The 19,289-nt window shown below is 55.4% G+C and carries 10 protein-coding genes and 1 pseudogene; 5 read left to right on the top strand and 6 right to left on the bottom strand.

What is annotated here, in order from left to right:
• Positions 1-143 precede the first annotated feature (143 nt).
• From RBB76_RS12260 to RBB76_RS12245, 4 genes are all read right to left on the bottom strand, one after another.
• Entirely contained in the window at positions 144-986 is an 843-nt protein-coding gene (locus tag RBB76_RS12260; RefSeq protein WP_429631760.1) for a hypothetical protein, read from the bottom strand.
• A complete protein-coding gene (locus RBB76_RS12255) occupies positions 926-2,131 on the bottom strand; it encodes a hypothetical protein (protein WP_429631762.1) in 1,206 nt (401 codons plus the stop codon). The genes RBB76_RS12260 and RBB76_RS12255 overlap by 61 nt, the downstream gene beginning before the upstream one ends.
• A gap of 259 nt (positions 2,132-2,390) precedes the next feature.
• On the bottom strand, positions 2,391-4,427 hold the full coding sequence (locus RBB76_RS12250; RefSeq protein WP_429631764.1) for a beta-N-acetylhexosaminidase: 2,037 nt from the start codon (positions 4,425-4,427) through the stop codon (positions 2,391-2,393).
• A 70-nt stretch (positions 4,428-4,497) separates the two neighbouring features.
• Positions 4,498-8,076 carry a carboxypeptidase regulatory-like domain-containing protein gene (locus RBB76_RS12245; protein WP_429631766.1) on the bottom strand — a complete coding sequence of 1,193 codons (3,579 nt, stop codon included), beginning with the start codon at positions 8,074-8,076 and terminating at the stop codon, positions 4,498-4,500.
• A gap of 190 nt (positions 8,077-8,266) precedes the next feature.
• On the opposite strand from RBB76_RS12245, the gene RBB76_RS12240 reads away from it, so the two are divergent.
• From RBB76_RS12240 to RBB76_RS12220, 5 genes and pseudogenes are all read left to right on the top strand, one after another.
• Positions 8,267-9,544 carry a tetratricopeptide repeat protein gene (locus tag RBB76_RS12240; RefSeq protein WP_429631768.1) on the top strand — a complete coding sequence of 426 codons (1,278 nt, stop codon included), beginning with the start codon at positions 8,267-8,269 and terminating at the stop codon, positions 9,542-9,544.
• 113 nt (positions 9,545-9,657) lie between these two features.
• The gene (locus RBB76_RS12235; RefSeq protein ID WP_429631770.1) at positions 9,658-10,737 is read left to right on the top strand and encodes a LacI family DNA-binding transcriptional regulator; all 1,080 of its coding nucleotides are present in this window, start codon (positions 9,658-9,660) and stop codon (positions 10,735-10,737) included.
• Between the two features lie 204 nt (positions 10,738-10,941).
• Entirely contained in the window at positions 10,942-13,635 is a 2,694-nt protein-coding gene (locus tag RBB76_RS12230; RefSeq protein ID WP_429631772.1) for a glycoside hydrolase family 2 protein, read from the top strand.
• Between the two features lie 26 nt (positions 13,636-13,661).
• Positions 13,662-14,464 (top strand): annotated as a pseudogene (locus RBB76_RS12225) (APC family permease).
• A 140-nt stretch (positions 14,465-14,604) separates the two neighbouring features.
• Entirely contained in the window at positions 14,605-15,006 is a 402-nt protein-coding gene (locus RBB76_RS12220) for a hypothetical protein (protein ID WP_429631774.1), read from the top strand.
• Positions 15,007-15,095: 89 nt separating this feature from the next.
• Here the strand turns inward: RBB76_RS12220 and RBB76_RS12215 are convergent, their stop codons facing one another.
• Together RBB76_RS12215 and RBB76_RS12210 are read right to left on the bottom strand one after the other, a co-directional pair.
• Positions 15,096-16,151: a VWA domain-containing protein gene (locus RBB76_RS12215; RefSeq protein ID WP_429631776.1), complete on the bottom strand. Its 1,056-nt coding sequence runs from the start codon at positions 16,149-16,151 to the stop codon at positions 15,096-15,098.
• A gap of 10 nt (positions 16,152-16,161) precedes the next feature.
• Positions 16,162-18,663 carry a hypothetical protein gene (locus RBB76_RS12210; RefSeq protein ID WP_429631778.1) on the bottom strand — a complete coding sequence of 834 codons (2,502 nt, stop codon included), beginning with the start codon at positions 18,661-18,663 and terminating at the stop codon, positions 16,162-16,164.
• Positions 18,664-19,289: the final 626 nt, after the last annotated feature.

The raw sequence follows: 19,289 nt of genomic DNA, 5'->3' as shown, positions 1-19,289 counted from the left end.
GACCAACACTACCTCCGCGAATGCGTCCACGAGGATAACAATGTTTCCCCGTCTTCGACGAGGTTCAAATTTGATAGCGTGAAGCTATCCAATTCAGTAGTGAATTATCAAGGTGATACGTTTCCACTGAGCGTTCGTTCGTCTTAGTTAATGGGCGTCGCGTTGCGCTGATCGAGCGTTATGGAGTTTGGACCAGGGTTGAGCTGGATCGGCTGGCCCCAGACGAGGGCCTGATTGTTGTAGCGCGTTGAGATCATGAGGTAGTAGGTGCCGGGAGCAACGCCTGGGAAGTTGCCAGTGCCGTTGGCGTCGGCACGGACTGCGGAGGCTGCGTCAGCTTTGACGGCGTCGATGATCTTCTGACATTCTGGGGTGCGGATGGAGCAGGTGTTTGCGACGAACTTGTAGGGGGACATGCCGGATGGGACGGTCATACCCGCTTTGGCAATGATGTTGGAGTAGCTGTCGCGGAGCAGAGTGTAGGGGTGGCCGGCAAGGGGATTGGGAGCGCCCGGCTGTGGGGCAAATCCGGATGTGATCGCTAGGGTGGCGTTGCCGAGGGCGGCTCCGGAGGTGGAGAGAGTGCTGGGTCCCCTGGCCGCGGGCGGAGCTCCGGCTGTTGCGGAGGCAACCATTGTTGAGGCTGATCCTCCGCCTGAAGGGATCGTCTGGCTTGGAGTTAGACGGGCGAGGTTGCAGGTCTGCTCGAAGGGGGCGAAGGTGAAGTTGTCGTTGTTGTCCTGACCGGTTACGGTACGGCCGTGAACCTGATAGGGACCGTCGCTGCCTGGGTCGAGAGAGCCGTCGGATTTGAAGGCGAGTGTGAGTGGGTGGTCGGGCGCGTTGATTTTGACGACCGCCCCGGTTCCGCCGGGCTCGACGGTGTAGGGATAGGCGCGGGCAGCGTCGGGGCCGCAGCCGAGGATTACGGATTCGGGAAAGAACTGAACACTGAAGCCGGTTGATGCGGCGAAGATGCCATGCATACGGATGCCGGGAGGTGTCGGTGGGCCTTTGTCGCCACCAAACATACCCTTGAGCAGGTCGGTTTGCATCGCCCCGCGCCTTTAGAAGAAAGGTTGAGCGCGGGACAGGTGGTTCGACGAGAGGAGAAGGTTGTTTGGGCGGGAGTGTAGGTGCCGGGGGTGTAGGTGCTTTGGGTGGTGGTGCTCTTGAGCGAGTAGGAGCCCCCATCGTTAGTGAGGTTAGGGTCAGTGGCGTGCGTGCGAGCGTCCAACTCGGTGAGCGGTTGATAGGTTGTGGCATTGTGGGTCTCGGTGTGACCGGGGGTGGAGGTGCCTCCGGTGGAACCGCCAGCTACAACTCCATCGATGGTGACGGGACCGGGACCGACGATGGTTCCATCGGCGCGGAGGGTGAGAATGAGGGGCTTCGGTTTGGTGTCGATGACGATGACGGTTCGATCGCTCTTGAAGTCGATGGTGTAGTTCTCTTGATTGGGTGAGAGGAAGGAACAGTTGACCAGAACGCCGCCCTCGATGAAGTCGAGGCGCCAATGTCCCGCGCCCTCGAAGACGCCGGCCATGTTCGGCCCCGGAGCGGGCGGCTTGTCAGCGCCGGGAAGGACCTGGGAGAGCATCTGGCCAAAGGCACCGACGAGCGAGTTGCCAAGGCATGAGGATGAGAGCCGTCCTGAGGTCACGCAGCGGTTTGTTGCTCGCTCCTCTGGTGTCTTGGGTTTTTGCGGTTGTCCGAAGGTAGCGGGCTGCGTCGCGACAGTAAGTTGGTCGTTCGCCTTCTGCACATTCGCGTTATAGAGGTCCTGCTGCTTTTTCTGAAAAGCATGTGCGGCGGCAAGCTGTTGCGCGGTTGGTTGCTTGCACGTGGGAAAAAACGTCTTCAATGCTCCACGCGTCATCGTGGTGTACTGCATCAGTCCGTTCGGCATGACGTGATCCGGATGCCCAACCATGCAGGTGGCGTTGTCGGAGAGATCTCGGATATTGCAGTTCTCGATGAAGATTCGTTCGCCGTTGCAAATGTAGGTAAGACCGGGGGTGAGGTCTTGCGCGGCGGCGAGGGAAGCGGGGAAAACGCCGAGCAGTATGACGATGCTCAGCTTCAGGAGAAGATTGCTTTTGTCTCGGTGGATCGAAGGGATGAGTCCCATATGATCCCCCTTTGTCTCAGAAGTGCGGCAACATCGCCGGGAGAGGTACCGTCGAGTCCAAGAGTCCCTGGGAGAGATCACATAGTAGAACGTGGAGGAGAGAAAGAACAAGCCGCGTCCTGACGGGACGGCGATGAGATTCGCAGGAAGCCGCGCGAACGACTGCTCGACGCGCGGCCCTGCAAAGATACTAAACGAATCTGGAGTTTACGGTGATCAGTTTCCTGATAATAGAAAACCGCCGAGCCGGTTATGCAAGTCAAGGCGTAGTTGCATTCAATAGTAGTTCTACTGAAGGCACGACCATATCGACCAGAACTGCTTGCGGAGCCTCCGCCGATTTCAGGAAAGAGAGCTGTTGCTGTCGGACAGACGCGCTCACTGGCTTGTGGTTTTGCAAAGAATCAAGCGCAGAAAGACCAATTACCGCCGTTTGATTCAGGGTGCGCGAAACTGGCTCGAGTTCGGCGGTCAGATCGGAGTGGGGCAATATCGGTTGCAGCCTGGCATCATTATCTCGCCAGAGAATGAGCCACTCGCGCGCTTGTGCCCACTGCTCAGGACTAGCCTTCCCTTCTGCGATCAGCGAAGCGAGACGTTGAAATTCGCGAGCCCGGTTGCTTTCTGGGGGCACCGCATCAACCATCCTGTTGAGTGGAGTGAAGCTGTCGTAGCTGGCCAGCGATTCGCGAGCGTATTCCTTCGGTGGTTCGAGTGCGCTGGCAAGAACTTTCAACGAAGTCACATCGTTCGCTCCGACCATGCGCTGAAGCATCTGCTCATGGATTGCCGCGTAAGTCTGACCACTATGAGTGAGATCGTTCGAGACGATTGCCAGTCGGCGATACATCGAGCCCACATCAGTTACTTCTTTTGGCGACCATAGACGCTCGGCGATAGCGGCGGTGCGTGGCCAGATGCGGCTTCCTACGGTTTCCGGCGTCACAAACTCAGACCACATCGTCGCTTCGCCGCCGAGGATGTTACGCTGCTGCTCTGGAGTGAGCTTAGCCGCTGCCCCCGCGAGCGGATCGGCTGCGTAGTGTTGAGACGCGGGCTGGTTGAGGTCGATATAGTAGCCGGCGGAGAGAATGCCACGATTGCCACGCTGTGCTGCCTGGGCGAGCGAATCGGGCCCTCTCCACGACTGAATGACAACGTCCTTCGGGGTATCGGGCTGCAATACCTCGTCCCAGCCCATCGTGATTTTCCCGCGCTTGGTCACCAGTTTTTGAACACGGCTCGTAAAGTATGCCTGTAAAGCGGCGTTGTCTTTAAGGCTATGTTCGCTCATGTACTGTTGAATGCGAGGATTCGCGTCCCACTCTTTGCCGTTGCACTCATCGCCACCGATGTGGAAATAAGCATCGGGGAACAGGGATGTCATCTCGCCTAGAAAAGCATCGAGAAACTCGTAGGTGCTTTCACGGGTGGGATCCATTGCGGGATCGAAGATGCCCCATTTTCGCTCTATAAGGTAAGGGCCTTTGCCGCTTGCAAGGTCGGGGTAACCAACGAACCAGGCTGTGGCATGGCCCGGCATATCGAATTCGGGAATCACGCGGATCCCGCGGTCGCGAGCGTATGCGATGATGTCGCGCACCTGGTCCTGCGTGTAGTAGTTTCCGTCTGATCCCTTCTCTTGCAGGAGAGGATAGACCTTGCTCTCGATGCGAAATCCCTGATTCTCCGAGAGGTGCCAGTGAAAGACATTCAGCTTTACGGCTTCCATTCCATCTAAAGTCTGGCGAACGACGTCGAGCGGCATGAAGTGGCGGCCTGAGTCGAGCATGAGGCCCCGCCATGGGAACCGGGGAGCATCATCGATGGTTACGGCATCGACAGAGAATCCTTGCGGCGTCGTGTCTACTAATTGGAGAAAAGTCTGTAGGCCGTGGAGAATGCCAAGCGGATTTGGCGCACTGAGTGTCACCTGAGTTGGAGAGACCGCGAGATGATAGGACTCGTCCTCACCCATTTGTTGGATTTCTTTGCCCGGTCCTTTAGTTTTTATGATGAACTTTGGCTGGCCCGGACGATCGTTGAGCCAAAGGGGAATCCCTGTTTTGCTGGTGAGGTTTGCGAGGAAGCGGTCCTTTGCGCGCTCGAGGCGTGGTTCGGTGTAACCCTCGATGCGGACCTGAAAAGCGCCGTCGACAACGAAGCTGCCAGTGCCTGGAGCCGCATGCGCCGGGAGCGGCATGATGGATAAGTGTGTGTCTGCCTGAAGGGTTGCGTTTGTTGTAAAGAGCAAGGTTGACGTGAAAACAGCCAGCAACAATCGTACAGACAGCATTCCGAGTGGTCCTCCAAGAGCGGATCGATGTTATGTCGTTAGGCGCATGCTTCTATCAACGCACGGCCAGTTAGAAAACAAATTTTCCAGCCAGTTGAAGGATACGTGCATTGTGCGCTGCTGTCGCTGTCAGAAAGCCGTCGGAGGCACAGGCAGAGGCTCCATAGCAGTCCGCGGTCGCGTCGATCGCGCTCCATTGCGTGTGATTGAAGACGTTGAATGCCTCTGTGCGGAACTCGAAGTGCATCCCCTCACGGACGGCGAAGTTCTTGAACAGACCCATATCGAAGTTCGTGCGAGCGGGAAGGTTGAGAACGTTGCGACCCGCGTTGCCGTAAGTAAGCCCCTGCGGCGCAGCAAAGGCATCACTGTTGTAGAGACGAGGACCGAGTTGGCCGCCGGGATGTCTTATACCGACCTTGCCGTGGAGGTGCCCAACAATGTCCGGATAGGATTGAACGGAACTGCCTTGGCTGGTGGCGAATGAATTTCCTGTGCCTGCATTGTCTGCGATGACCGAATTGGTAACGCTGAAGGGAGTGCCAGTCTGGAAGCTGGTCAGATCAGAGATCTGCCACCCTCCGAGTAGAGAGTGCAGGAGTCCTGGACGGGTAAAGAGTGGAATGTCATAGACGAGACTGACTGCGAGAATATGTCGTTCGTCGAAGTTCGAACTGGCCCTACTTTGGCCGAGGTTGTAGCTATTGACGATCTCGGTGTTGCCATAACCGCCGGCCGAACCGTCGTCAATGGAGTGACCATAGGTGTAAGCCACGCTGCCGTTCAGGGAGCCGAAGTACCGGCTGAGTCCGATCTGCACGGCATCATAGCTGGAGTTGATGACGTTTGCGGAGTTATTGATGCTACTTAGACCTGTAAACGGCCGGAACTGATCAGCAGAGGCACCGCATGCGACCTGCAGACGAATTGCGGCATCTCCAGTCAGCGTCTGTCCGTTTACCGTGTTTGTGTTGCAATCGTTGGCTGAGATTGCCTGGCCAGGACCATAGGGATTCTCGGACGCAGACAGCGGTCTGAGCTGATTGAGGTCGTACCAGGTGGGCAGATGTCTCCCGAGACTGCCTACATACGCTACTTGCATCACCGTGTGGCTTGGCAGCTCTCCCTGAACGGCCAGGTTGTATTGCTGCACATAGGGCCAGACTGCATGAGTGGGGATGGCGAACACTTGCAGGGGGAACTGCAGAGGAGTTCCACCTGAGACGTTGTATCCGTTGAAGTTGTATCGGTTCGGAGTCTGCACTACTGGAGCCGAACCCTCCAAAGCTTCGGAGTTACTTTCATTTCCATTGGTATGTTCGAAATAAATCCCAAACCCACCGCGGATTGAGAGCTTGCCGTTACCAAAGACGTCGTAGGCGAAGCCGAGTCGCGGGGCTGGATTGAAAAGGTGCCCCGTCATGCAACCTGAGTAAACACCGTTGAGACCGCAGGAAACGACGCCGTTGAAGATGTTTCCGGAGCCCGGTATAAGTGCTCCTGCCTGGCCCGTCACCGAACCGTCTGTGTCGATGGCCGGCGCGTTCGCCGCATTCCATGTTGCCGGTTCGAAGTTTCCGGACTGGTTGCTGATGTCGTGATAAGTGCCAAAGAGGCTAAGGCGAAGGCCGAAGTTGAGGGTGAGCCTGTCGGTGGCACGCCAGTTGTCCTGGATGTAGGGCTCAACGATTTTGTAACGGTTGTAGTACTTCGGCTGGGCCGAAGTTTGTGTGAATTGAGCGACGTGTCCCGTAAGAAGGTCGGCGAACGCATTCCCCGTGCTCACGCCCGACGAAGTGCTGAAGGTGAAGGTCCCTTGGTTGTTGCCCGTCGAGGGTTCGTTTTTCTGGGCCGCGATGAGACTGGCACCGAAGATAAGCGTGTGACGCTTCAACGTCTTGGTGACGTCATCGCGGTAGGTGTAGGTGGGGTTCGAGTTCTGCCAGGGGAAGTAGCCTGTGGTCTCGCTGAATCCTCCGCCGTATGCCGCGTCTCCCTGTACGGAGATTGAAGGCAGAACGTTGCCATAGCCGTTGGCGAAGAAACCGTTTCCGGTGAAGTTGCCGCGACCAATATTCGGCGTGGTGTTGATAAGTGTGATGTGGTCTGTGGTGTAGTCGGCGACAAACTCGTTAACCAGCGTCGGCGAGGCGGCGTAGGTGAGGCTCGCCACCATGTCGATGCCAGGCCCTGCGAAGCTGTTCTGAACGGTTGGGAACGATCCTGTCTGAAATGTTGGTGGTGTGCTCGTGGTAGCCCATGAGTCGTAGATGAAGCGGTAGAAGCCGCGAACTTTTTCGCTGAAGACCTGGTCAATGCGGAAGAGCTCTTCGCGATTGGTGGTGAGCTGGGAGGGAGATGCAGTGAAGAACGAAGACGTACCTGAGCCGGTGTTTGCTGCCGGGATTAGCACGAGAAGAGCCTGACCGTTGGGATCGACCGGGACCTGATTATTGGTGAAGTAGGAGCCGGTTGTTGGATCTACGGGACAACTAGGAAAATCCGCTGTATCGACGGCGCTCCCGGGAGCGGGACAGAGATCGGAAAAATCTCCACCGCGCTCGGCGTTTGACGGTACCTGCTGATTGAAGAAGGTGCCAGGTACATTTTCGTGACGAAACTCCTGCGAATAGAAGAAGAAAGTCTTCCGTTCCGCTGGAGTGTAGATATGGGGGATGTAGACCGGTCCACCGATCGTAAATCCGTAGTCATGCTTTTTGTAGGTTGGAACCGTCTGAGCAAAGTAATTTCGCGCGTTGAACGCATCGTTGCGGAGAAACTCGAATACGTCGCCATGCAAACGTTCGGTGCCGGACTTCGTCTGCGCCTGGACTGTGCCGGATGCGTTGCGTCCATATTGGGCGCCATAGTTCGAGGTAAGCACTTGAGTCTCGGCTATGGCGTCGACATTGGGGTAGACGTTGAGCGTGGTATTGCTTCCGTTGTCCATGATGCTTGCCCCGTCGAGCTCCCAGTTGTTGTACTGTGGGCGGCCACCGTTCAAGCTATATTCAACGCTGCCAGCGACACCGGTCTCACCCTCATCCTGGCCAGTCTGGCTGACGACGCCGGGGGAGAGGGTGACGAGCTGACTAAAGTTGCGGCCATTCAAGACTATCTGTGTGATTTGCTTGCCTGTGATGGTGAATGAAATCTCCGGCGACTCTGTCTGGACCGCTCCGAGGTCGCTGCCGCTGACCTTCACCTCGGTGGAGGTGCTACCAACCGAGAGTTGCGCGTCGACTCTCTCTTTCCGGGATACACGAACGACGATGCCGGTCGCTTCGAATTTTTCGAATCCGGGGGCAGTAATCTGGAGGTTGTAAGTTCCGGCGTCAAGAGCGGGAAGAGAATACTCTCCGGCTGAGTTTGTACTCACCGTAATACTCGTTCCCTGGGCCGTGTTCGTCAGCGTCACGCTGGCATTCTGGATGGCAGCTCCGCTCGGATCTGTGACTGCGCCGTTGATCGCGCTGGATTGCTGTGCAGCGGCCATTGCCGGCAATAGCGAAAGCAACGCAATAACGAGGTAGCGGAAGATGCCTCGCGGCGAGACGCTGACAGAACGGTAGATCGCCGTAGACGCTGCGGCATGGGTGAGAGTGGAGGTCTCAGACTTGGGAGAGAAGGAAGAACTGTGGGAACGCATGGGATTAAATGCCTCCAGAATGAAGAAGCTGCCAATTCTAGAACTCTGTTGCACAGACTACGCAGCCCAATTCGTCATCGATATTCTCGGCGTGCCACCCATATTAGAACGTTTGAATAGTCTGTCAAGAAAAAGTTTTATTTGCATAAAATTGTTTGGCTTGAACAAGCGTCGACCCATCGAGTTATCTTTGACTGAAATTGTTCTTGAAGACTCCAACTACTTGAATTCCCTCGCACAATCTCGATACCTGCTGTCGTTCTTTCTGCTGATCGTGAGTGGCAGGCAAAATCTCCACTCAACTCCTTTTGCAACCTTGCAAGCGGGCAAACTTGTGACGCTCGCATTTGCACAGAGTGTCACCACTTCGAGGCAGGATCCCGCAGCAATCTTTTCCCAAGGAGCACAGGCCTTGAAGAACGGCGAGTTCAGCCAGGCCGAAGAACTCTTTCGACGGGTCATTGCACTCGATCCAAAATCTGGTGCGGCACACATCAACCTCGGCGTTACCTACATGCGCGAGCGACGGTGGGACGATGCAATGGCCGAGTTCCATCAGGCAGAGCCGCTCTCTCCCCAAACCCCAGGCATTCAACTGAACATGGGGCTAATCTATTACCGCAAAAGCGATTTTGATGCAGCCATCGAGCCATTTTCGAAGGTCTTGAAACTAGAGCCGGATTCGTTGCAGGCAAGCTATCTGCTGGGCCTGTGCTACTTTTTTACGAATCGATATAAGGCTGCTGTGGAGACGCTGGCTCCTCTATGGAAAAAGGAGTCGACGAACTTGAACTACCTCTATGTGCTGAGCATTGCGGCGAACAAATCGTCCAATGCGCCGCTACAGAAGCAGGCCTTCGACCAGATGGTTGCAATCGGACAGAACACTCCGGAGTTCCATTTGTACGCGGGGAAGGCTTGGCTGGCGGGACACGATACCGACCAGGCACTGGAGCAATTTCAGATGGCTGCTGCAGCGAAGCCGGATCTTCCTCTGGTGCATTATTTTCTGGGACGGACTTACCTTGAACGCTACGCCTATTCCGAAGCTGAGGCAGAGCTGAAAAAAGACGCGTCCATTGAGCCGGAGTTCGCATACAACTACGAAGAGCTTGGTCTTCTCTACGCGAAGCTGGAGCAGCCCGAAAAAGCAGAGGTGTGTTTTCGCAGAGCTATTGAACTCAACCACGAGTTAGTGAACTCCTACTTCGGCCTCGCCAAGTTATATCGGGACACGGCGCGCTACAGCGACGCACTGAAGATGTTGGACCATGCCGAAGCCCTTGCGCCTCAGAGCGCGAGTATTCACTACACGAGGGGACAGGTGTTGACTCATCTTGGAGAACGCGCACAGGCGCGTCAAGAGTTTGACGCGGCCTCGAAGCTTCTCAAATCCTTCAACGATCGCCTACAGCAAGATCCTTCGGGAGATCAATCTGCGGACGCGCAGAATGCCGCGCAGCAATAATCCGTTTGGGTTAGGGCAGTGCGCGGAGGGTCCTCCGCTTGAGATCGGTGAGGAGTGCTGGCGGGAAGAGTGTGCTATAACTTCAGCATCTTAACGTAACGGCTCATTCGTTTATGCGTAAAACCCTGAAGTCTGGAAGAATCACGCTTGCCGATGTAGCGCGCGAGTCCGGATTCTCCTCCTCCACCGTGTCGATCGTTCTCAACGATGCGCCGCTCTCCCGGTATGTAGCGGCAAACACGAAAATCCTAATCAAGGCGACCTCGAAGCGGCTCGGTTATCGCCCGGACGCATTCGCGCGTTCACTTCGTCGACGCAGAAGCCTGACTATCGGCATCATGGTGTTCGATATCTCGGACCCCTACTGCACGCTCATTCTCAAAGGCATCCACAAGACACTACAGCCTACCGGTTACCTGCCGATCATCATGGACGCACACAATGAACCGAAGCAGTTCGAGCGCTATCTTGAGATGATGCTTGAGCGCAGGCTCGAAGCCTTGATCATCGTTGCCAACTGGCTGTTCGTTGACATCGAAATGCTTAGCGAACTCGAGCGAGAGCACATCCCGATGGTGATGGTGGGACGGTCGATACCGATTGGCTCTATGAGTTCGGTGATGGTTGACAACGAGGCGGGAGGGTATGCCGCACTGCAACATCTGTACAAGCTGGGTCATCGCAAGATTGCATTCGTACGTGGTCCGATGAAGCTGGAGGACAGCGGCCAGCGCTTCGATGGCATGATGCGATTTGCGCAGGAGGTTGGACTAAAGATCGAGCCCCAGTTGGTCGTCGACTTGCCGAATGCGTTGGATCCTCTTTCGGGGTTTTATGAGGGCTGTCGACTCACCAATGAATTGCTTGCAACGGGAAAATCATTTTCAGCGATCGCAGCCTTCGATGATCTGACCGCGTTTGGGGTGGTGCGAACATTGCGTGAGCACGGAGTTGGAGTACCTGAGCGGTGTTCCGTTATCGGCTTCGATGACGTGCCTCATGCGGCGCTCTTCAGTCCGGGACTCACTACAGTGCAACAACCGATGGAAGAGATGGGTCGAATTGCCGCGGAGCGCGTACTACGTGGAATCGATGCGCTCGGTGAAGATGCGCAAGCCGCCAGCAACGACGGCCACACGCGGTTGGTGCCAACCGTTACTGTGCGCGAGTCAACAGGCAGACGACGCAAGTAGCAAGATATTTCGAAATGAAGGTTTCTGTTGACATTCAACAGGAAATAATCTTAGCTACTCATATTTAGTTATTCAATCGTTGTAATACCTGACTCTTCAATAAGTGATTTTCCGCCAAGCTTATGAGGTTTCGGTGGGCGCGCGGCAGAAAAATTGCATGACGATTCGTACATGATGGGAACGGTCCCTGGAGGTTTCAAGTCGATGGTTCTGGATACGCGATCCGTAAAATGTTTGTCCCTGGCGCTTTTGTGGCTCGTCAATGTGTACGCGAGGCCCGCACTTGGTGCGACCGATTCGTCATCGACCAGCAGCATGCTGCTCAAGTCCGGTTGGGCAGTTCAGTCCGATTGCAAAATCCACGGCGACGGCGCCAAGCTCTCTACCTCTGGTGCACATACCGAGGGTTGGTACAGCGCGACTGTTCCGGCTACCGTGCTTGCGGTACAGGTTGCCGCGGGCGAGTTCAAAGATATCTTCGTTGGCACGAACCTGCGTTCGATTCCGGGCACCTCTTATCCGCAGGGGGAGAACTTCTCCAATCTCGACATGCCCGCCGACAGTCCTTATCGCTGCGGCTGGTGGTATCGGAAGGCCTTTAATGTCCCCGCCACGGAACGTGGAAAGACCTTTTGGCTTCGGTTCGGCGGCATCAACTACCGAGCGGACGTCTGGTTGAACGGTCAGAAGATTGCGGACTCGGCGCAGGTGCAGGGTGCTTATCGCACTTACGAATTCAATGTCACGAAACTGTTGAAGCCTGGCGAAGAAAACGTGCTTGCCGTTGAGACCTTCGCGCCCACTCCGACCGATTTAGGCATCAACTGGGTCGACTGGAACCCCTGCCCTCCGGACAAAGATATGGGACTTTGGGGACCTGTCACTTTGATAACGAGCGGCCCGGTCGTAGTTCGATCGCCGCTGGCGACGACCCATTTCCCCGATGATTCCTTAAAGACAGCGGAACTCACCGTTCGTGCGGAAGTCAGCAACACAACCGATCATCCGACAAAAGGGCGCCTCGAGGGCACCGCCGCAGGCATAGTTATCTCGCAACCTGTGACACTGAATGCCGGGGAAACTAAGACGATCACCTTTGCGCCAGAGAATTTCTCACAGCTACGGATCAAGAACCCTCGCATATGGTGGCCGGCCGATGTGGGCGCCCATCCGCTGGAGACATTATCGCTCCGATTTGTACTGGATGCCTCTGTCTCCGATGAGCAGAGCATCCATTTCGGCATTCGTGAAGTTACTTCAGAACTTACGGCAAAAGGGAGCCGCTTGTTTCGCGTCAACCAACATCCGATTTTGATACGCGGTGCCGGATGGTCGCAGGATATGCTTCTGCGCCAGCAGACTGAACGACTGGCTGACGAGTTTCGCATGGTGCATGATATGCACCTGAATACGATTCGACTTGAGGGCAAGATGGAGACGGATGAATTCTTCCGTCTCGCAGATGAGCAAGGCGTGATGGTTATGGCAGGATGGTGCTGCTGCGACCATTGGGAACACTGGAATAAGTGGACGCCAGAGACTTTGGACGTTGCCACCGCTTCACTGAGATCACAAATACTACGGATTCGCAGCCATCCGAGCCTGATCGCGTGGCTAAATGGCAGTGACAACCCGCCGCCAGCCAACGTGGAATCCGCCTATCTGAAAGTGCTCGCGGAGAACTACTGGCCGAATGCAATCCTGTCCTCTGCGACGGCGACGCCGACCACAGTAACCGGTCCGAGCGGTGTGAAGATGACGGGACCTTATGATTTTGTCGCTCCATCCTACTGGCTCGTCGATTCTCACTATGGGGGAGCGCATGGATTCAATACCGAGACGAGTCCCGGACCCGCGATTCCATCGCTGCAAAGCTTGAAGAAGATGTTGCCGGCCGATCACCAGTGGCCTCGGGATTCGGTTTGGGGATATCACGCAGGCGGTGAAGGGTTCCAGAATCTTAATGCGTTCAACGACGCCATGAGCGCGACTTACGGCGAGGCTAAGACGCAGGAGAGATATAACCAGGTTGCGCAGACGATGGCCTTCGATGGAGAGCGCGCTATGTTTGAAGCCTATGGCCGCAATAAGTACACCTCCACCGGCGTGATCCAGTGGATGCTTAATAACGCGTGGCCTTCGAGCATCTGGCATCTCTACGACTACTATTTGGACGCGGGCGGCGGATACTACGGGACAAAGAAGGCTTGCGAGCTGCTACATGTACAGTATTCCTACGATGATCATAGCGTTTATGTCGTCAATAGCGTCTTTGTCGCATCGCCCGGACTGACCGCCGTGGTCCACGTGTACGATCTTGGATTAAAGGAGCTCTTCACGAAATCAAGTAGTGTCGATGCGGGCCCTGATAGCGCGGTCAAGGCGATCGACATTCCGCAGGAGATCTTTCAGCCGGAGTCAGGCACCTACTTCGTTCAGCTCGAGTTGAAAGACGCAAAAGGCGCGATTGTTAGCAGAAACTTCTACTGGGTGCCGGGCAAATTGACAGAGTTCGACTGGGCGAAGACGGACTATACCCATACGCCGGCTAAGACGTTCGAAGATATGACGGCGCTCGGTACCCTGCCTGCGGCACATATTGCAGCGACCGCTCACACCTCAGGCAATTTGATTCACGTGCGTCTCTCCAATCCATCGAAAGCACTGGCGTTCCAAATAGCCGCCGAGTTGGAGGATGAACACGGGGCGAAGCTCCCACAAACGACATGGACGGATAATTACATAGAACTGATGCCAGGTGAAGAGCGCGAACTGACAGCGTATGTACCATCGGATACGGTTGCAAGCGCTAGCCCCAAGGAAGTTCCAGAGTGGAAGGTGAAGATCGAGGGATGGAACACCACTGCGGTCACTATCCCTTCAAGGCCAATCAAGTAGGCTCGGCGTGAGAAAGAGAGGGCCGAATGCCCACTAAGCTGGATGATGGACACCGGGTAACCCTCAAGCGCAGCCTGCGGTATCGCGACCTCATTCTCTACGGGATCATCCTGATACAACCGACGGCGCCGATGCCGGTGTTCGGAGTGATCTATCAGGAGTCGCGCGGCCATGTTCTGATGGCCATTGTCGTTGCGCTCATTGCTATGCTATTCACCGCTTATAGCTACGGTCGAATGGCACGCGCCCATCCGAAAGGCGGCTCAGCGTTCAGGTATGTGAGCGAAGAGCTGCATCCTAGCCTGGGGTATATGACTTGCTGGTGCATGGCCATGGATTACATCCTCAATCCGCTGATCTGCACGACCTGGAGCAGCAAGGCCGCGATGAACTTCGTCCCCGAGGTTCCTTACGTTGCATGGGTACTTCTCTTTCGGCATTGTTCACCGCGCTCAACCTTCGCGGCGTCGAAACTTCGGCCCGCATCAATGCCGCGGTTGCAGCGGGGTTGGGAATCGTGATTGCACTCTTCTTCTTCGCCGCTATACGGTACATCTTTCATTTGCACGTGGGTTCGTCCGCGTTCTATCTCGATCCTGTTTACAACAAGCCGACCTTCTCCGCGCCCGCCGTGTTTCGCGGAACCTCGATTGCAGTACTCACTTATATTGGCTTTGACAGCATATCGACCCTGAGTGATGAGGCTCACGATCCAGCGCGTACTATTCCGCGTGCGATCGTTCTTACCTGTCTGATCACAGGTCTTCTCGCATCTGTTGAAGGTGTACCTGGCGCAACTTGTGTGGCTGCGCGGGGCTGCCTTTCCTGACCTCGATACAGCATATGTGGCAGTCGCACAACGCGCTGGCGGAACGTTCCTCTTTGTTTTGATGAACGGTGCTCTATTGATCGCCACCATCGGGTCCGGCATGGCGTCGCAGTTCGGCACAGCGAGACTCTTGTTTTGCCATGGGTCAGGACGGAGCGTTGCCGCGCAGATTCTTCGGGACGCTTAATCCGGTCCGTCGAATTCCTCAAAACAATGTCCTTCTGATCGGCGCAATTGTGCTGATTGGGTCGTTGGCCATGAGCTATCAACTCGGTACAGAGCTATTGAACTATGGCGCGCTTCTCGCCTTCATGGGTGTCAACGTTGCTTCAGCAGTTCTGGCCTGGCGTACGAAGGACTCAAACCCGTGGCTGCCCATCCTGCTTTCGCGTTCTGGCTTCGTAGTGTGTTTCTTCCTGTGGCTAAATCTCGGCCCAACCGCACGATGGGCGGGGACTGCTTGGGCAGTTCTGGGAATCGCTTTGTGGCTAGTCCGCCGGAATCAAATGGCCGCAGATAAGCAGTTCACGAGTCCTTCATAATTGCATGTCGCCTTGTGCGCACAATCTGCCTTCCCGCGCGTTTCACCAATCCCGCATGTAGCGTGCTCATTGCCATGAGCTTCGTGGGATCATTGCGAAACAGCATCGGGGCCAGGTAATGGTAGATTGTCCGCGGACTGCGTCTGCTGGAGAAGACGATATCCGTCCCGAGTTCGGATGTGATATTTCTGCAGGTTTTTTCCTACAAGCTTCACCGTGATAGTGCGCCAGCCTCGATTGGGGTTTGGCTGTGGGTAGTAGCTGAGGGTGTAGAGGTGGGCCAAGTCATCCCGGATAGAGGAAAATGCCTGCTTCTCATCTCGCCAGCTCTTTGAAAAGTAGGCTTTGCCACCAGTCACCTTACTCATGCGCTCAAAGACGGCAGTCGATATGGGCTCATCTTCAGCCTGCTGCGTACTGATCATGTAAATAATTGTTCCAGTGGACTGAGCCAACTCTGCCACGTCCTCCGGGGGGACCAGGCTTGCGTTGTCGGGGCCGTTAGAGAAGACAACGATGGCTTTCTTTCCCGTCAACCGAGCGGCGTCCTTAACCGTCAGCAAGAGACTGTTATAGAGCGCAGCGTCATCACCGGCGACTGTGTTGCGCACGCCACGTAAAACCTGCGACCGGTCGGAGGTGAGCGAGGATACCCTGGAGAGGTCACGGCTGTATGAGTAGAGCGCAACCTTGCTGACGCCTTCCAGCGATCGGATGAAATCGGCGATAGAGTCCTGGGCGAATACAAAGCCCCGGTACATGTAGTTGCTCGTGTCGAACAGAATAAAAACGTTGGCTCCAGCCGACCAAAGATCCGGCATCTTCGCCGGATCGCCAGCGGGCTTCGACACTACGTTCTGAGCCGAAGAGTGGCCACTCGATGGAGGAACGTCTATCAATCGCCGGGTTGGTTCGTTCCCCTCCTCAAATGTTGCGGCCTTTTCGGGAATTTTGTCCTCGGTGATAGAGAAGTCTTCTGGACCGAGACCGCTAACGTAGTTTCCCTTTCCGTCAGTTACCGCGACATTCAGCTGTACCAGAACGACGCTTACGCGAATGCGCGAAGTATCATTCTGGGCAGTACTGAAGCTGCCCCCGCAGAAAGGGAACGAAATTAGCCAGAGAAGCAGGAATTTTCTCTTCACCTTAATCCTCCTATCGTGTGTTCGCATCGTTTCCGGACGGCACTGACCTAGTAGAAGTGACATTGACCCCGGATGACCCGGTTGTTTTGCCCTGTCGAAATTCCTCGCCCGTTTCCTGAATAGCACGAAGGATTGCCGGCCAATCATCAGGCTCTGTCGCGAAGATCTTTGTGATTGCCCGGCGACTAAGCTCTGGAACAAGGCTATTCAGTGCTACAGGGGAATAACCCATCTCATCGGCGAGGCGAGCCCAATACAAGTTGCTGGACTCCCAAGACTCACCAAACAGGCGGCTGGAATAAGACCCGAAGAAAGGAAACGGTTTTACATTCAGCAGCTGGCAGGCGTTCGTTCTGGCCAACGTCGGATGAGGCACACCAAAGTCTTTTGAGAGACGTTCCCAATTTACTTCAGCCGGATACCGTCGTTGGAGATCCTGGAGTTGCTGACCTGCGGGCCCCCACGAGACATTGTCGTCAGGAAATCTATTTCCGTATTCGGCCGCCAGGTAAGAGGTCTCGGACGGGGTCATTCTCGGGAGCATTGCAGCCACGTCTTCCGGACGCAGGAGGGATTGTTGAACTCGTTCCAGCCGCTGCGAGGTCAGCCGGTCAGAGAGGATGGCGGTCACTTTTTCCCTGAGTTGTGGATTTCCCGCAGATGCGGTCAACAACTCTTCTCCTGATTTTTGATAAAGAGTGACGGCGTGAAGCTCTACCGGAGTTATCGTCCACCAACGCGGAAGTGTGGCGCCTACCAAAAGCTCTGGCACCAAGTCTTTCCAGATTAGAGCTTGAACGTTTTCTGGAGCTAGAAAATCCTGCTCTGTTGTTGCGAGTGCATAAGAGAGATCTACCAACGATCCTACTAGATAGGCTCCGCCGCCAGCCGGCGCCCCGATGCCCAACAACATAGGGGCGCTCCAGAGGCGATCCGGGCTCTGGATTGAAAGGCCAAGAAAGTCATGCGATCGAACAAAGAGCGGATTATGGTGAAGCATTTGCGCGCCGGGAGGTTCATAGTAGGCATAGTTCAAACCGACCAGCGTGTCTCGCAGAAAAGGAGTGAGCTGGCCACGAGCTGTTTCAAGCTGTGCGGGCGAAGCGTGCTCCTTGATGACTTTCGTCAAATCTGTTCGTACCTGCAGTTCCGCATGATGGGCCGTATAGTTTGGAGGTGCCCAACTGATTTTCTCGCTATTAGTAAAGATTGGGCGCGGTAGGTCGAACTCGTGGAGCTCCGCTGCTAGTGGAAGCAGAGCGTCACTGTTCCCTTTCCCGCTAGCAATTTCTTTCAGGCCATCACTAAGGGAAAATAGAGTGTCAAGCGAAACCAGGCGCTGGTCTTCTAAAACCGAGTTAATCCTCGCAGCTAAGGCAACGTGTTCGCGTTGACCGTCCGCGGTCGCCTGATGGGGGCCCGCAAGCAGCTCAACGAGCTGTTCTTGGGAAAAGTCAGCCTTCGCACCGGCGGCCTGCAGAATTTCCTGAAGCGATTTTCGGGTGTCATCGAACAGTTGGGTCGAGGAAGAGATCGTAGCAAAGGGTTCGAGTACTTTTTGCCACGACGTATTCAGTTCGCTCTCCGGAATTTGTCCTTGGCGGGCGAAGATCTGCCAAAGTCCAACGTTCGCCTGAAAAGCTCCTAGGGCGTTCCCGCGCAGAGTTTGATTGGAAATTTTGTCGATCACGTCCGCCGCATTCACGAAGAGGGCGATGCCTGCGTCATTCAAAGCCGGAAACTCGGCGAAAACCAGATACCAGCTGTTGAGCTTGGAAAACCGATCGGCGAGCTGTCGCACTGTTTCGGGCGAAAGGAGGTTGCCTGGCCTTCGTCCGCGGTCCAATTCACTCATCGTGAGATAAATTTGGAGCGGTCCGCTATCGCTGTCCATTGAGGAAAGGGCGGTCATCGTTTCAAGTAACTGTTCCGGACGATCCCAGCTCCGGGCGCGTTTGACCCAATTGCGAACAATTTTAGAGTCGGTCTTTTCGAGGAGAATTTCCTTCCAAACCTCGAGGTTTCCTGGCACGTGAGGTTCGCCGTTCGACTCCCATTGAACGCGGTTAAATAGCACAAGAAGACCGGGCGCCCTTGGAAAAACTCCCTTGACGGCATTTGTGCCAGAGGCGGCTTTCCAAAAAACGTTGTAGAGCTCTTTCAGGCGGGGAGATTCTGTAAGGTGCATTTGCTGCGTCTGACTAACTCGCGACAAGGCATCGAAGTAGGCAGCCAGCCAGCCGTTATCTTTAGCAAGCAAGTTAGTGACGAAATCACCAGGCGACTCTGGACTAGCGCCAACCAGTTCCTTCCAACCAGCTTGTGCAGTTGCACCGCCTGGGACTCTGACCTGCCCAGAGCGAATAGATATCTGGCTCCCATAAAAGTCCAAGACGCTGGCAGACGGAAGTAGTTTCCTAAGGCCTGGCGAGTTTCTTAATGCAATGCTTGTCTCGTCGTCCGTTTTAGATAGTGCCCAATACAGCCGGGCTACGGAAGGATCGCCCAACACCGCATCTACGAGACTTCCCGACCCAGCCCTCGAGTTCTGGCTGAGCCCAATCCAATCGCCTTCGTGGAACAGGGCTGGAACCCGAGATGCCGGATACGGGTATGTGAATGGAATCCCCTTCTGGAGATCTTCCTCCAGTTCGACCAAGGGAAAGCCCGAATCGATCGTGAGAAAGGCTCTCTCCGGATTTGCGGTCTCTAATGTGAAGTTTTTCTGACCACACCCCTCTCGCAGTCGGTAACCGAGAATATGAACCAGAGTACCCGCGTCGTCACAACCGGCCACTCGAATCGTGCTGCTCGAGCCTGCCAGAACTTGAAGTTCTCTCGCCTGGGTCACATAGCGATCAATCAGTATCAGGAATTCGGTAGGAGTGTTTTGCTGATAGCCGCGAAGGTAGACGTTTCGGGCCAACAAGGCCAGCACGTCATCTTTGGAGACCTTTTGACTGATGCCAGCCATTCGGAGAAAAGATCGGAGAGGACCGGGGATGATTACACTATCCTTTTGGGTCGCAGTGGCGGTTGTCTCGGGAGGCTGGGAGTTCGCCGGGGCTAACAGTAAAGCCCCTTTAGCGACATTGGAACCGACAATCAGGTAACAAATACAAAGGTATAGCCGGGCCG

Origin of the sequence: Tunturiibacter psychrotolerans (assembly GCF_051013365.1) — a bacterium.
Taxonomy (GTDB): Bacteria; Acidobacteriota; Terriglobia; order Terriglobales; family Acidobacteriaceae; genus Edaphobacter; species Edaphobacter psychrotolerans_A.
Note: the sequence above shows the minus strand (reverse complement) of the source record. Positions and strands in the feature narration are given on the sequence as shown.

What these genes read in the sequence shown, in the direction of transcription:
- RBB76_RS12220 (WP_429631774.1), top strand. Translation starts at nt 14,605, where the DNA reads ATGGGTCAGGACGGAGCGTTGCCGCGCAGATTCTTCGGGACGCTTAAT.
- RBB76_RS12250 (WP_429631764.1), bottom strand. Translation starts at nt 4,427, where the DNA reads ATGCTGTCTGTACGATTGTTGCTGGCTGTTTTCACGTCAACCTTGCTC.
- RBB76_RS12230 (WP_429631772.1), top strand. Translation starts at nt 10,942, where the DNA reads ATGGTTCTGGATACGCGATCCGTAAAATGTTTGTCCCTGGCGCTTTTG.
- RBB76_RS12260 (WP_429631760.1), bottom strand. Translation starts at nt 986, where the DNA reads ATGCATGGCATCTTCGCCGCATCAACCGGCTTCAGTGTTCAGTTCTTT.
- RBB76_RS12255 (WP_429631762.1), bottom strand. Translation starts at nt 2,131, where the DNA reads ATGGGACTCATCCCTTCGATCCACCGAGACAAAAGCAATCTTCTCCTG.
- RBB76_RS12235 (WP_429631770.1), top strand. Translation starts at nt 9,658, where the DNA reads ATGCGTAAAACCCTGAAGTCTGGAAGAATCACGCTTGCCGATGTAGCG.
- RBB76_RS12245 (WP_429631766.1), bottom strand. Translation starts at nt 8,076, where the DNA reads ATGCGTTCCCACAGTTCTTCCTTCTCTCCCAAGTCTGAGACCTCCACT.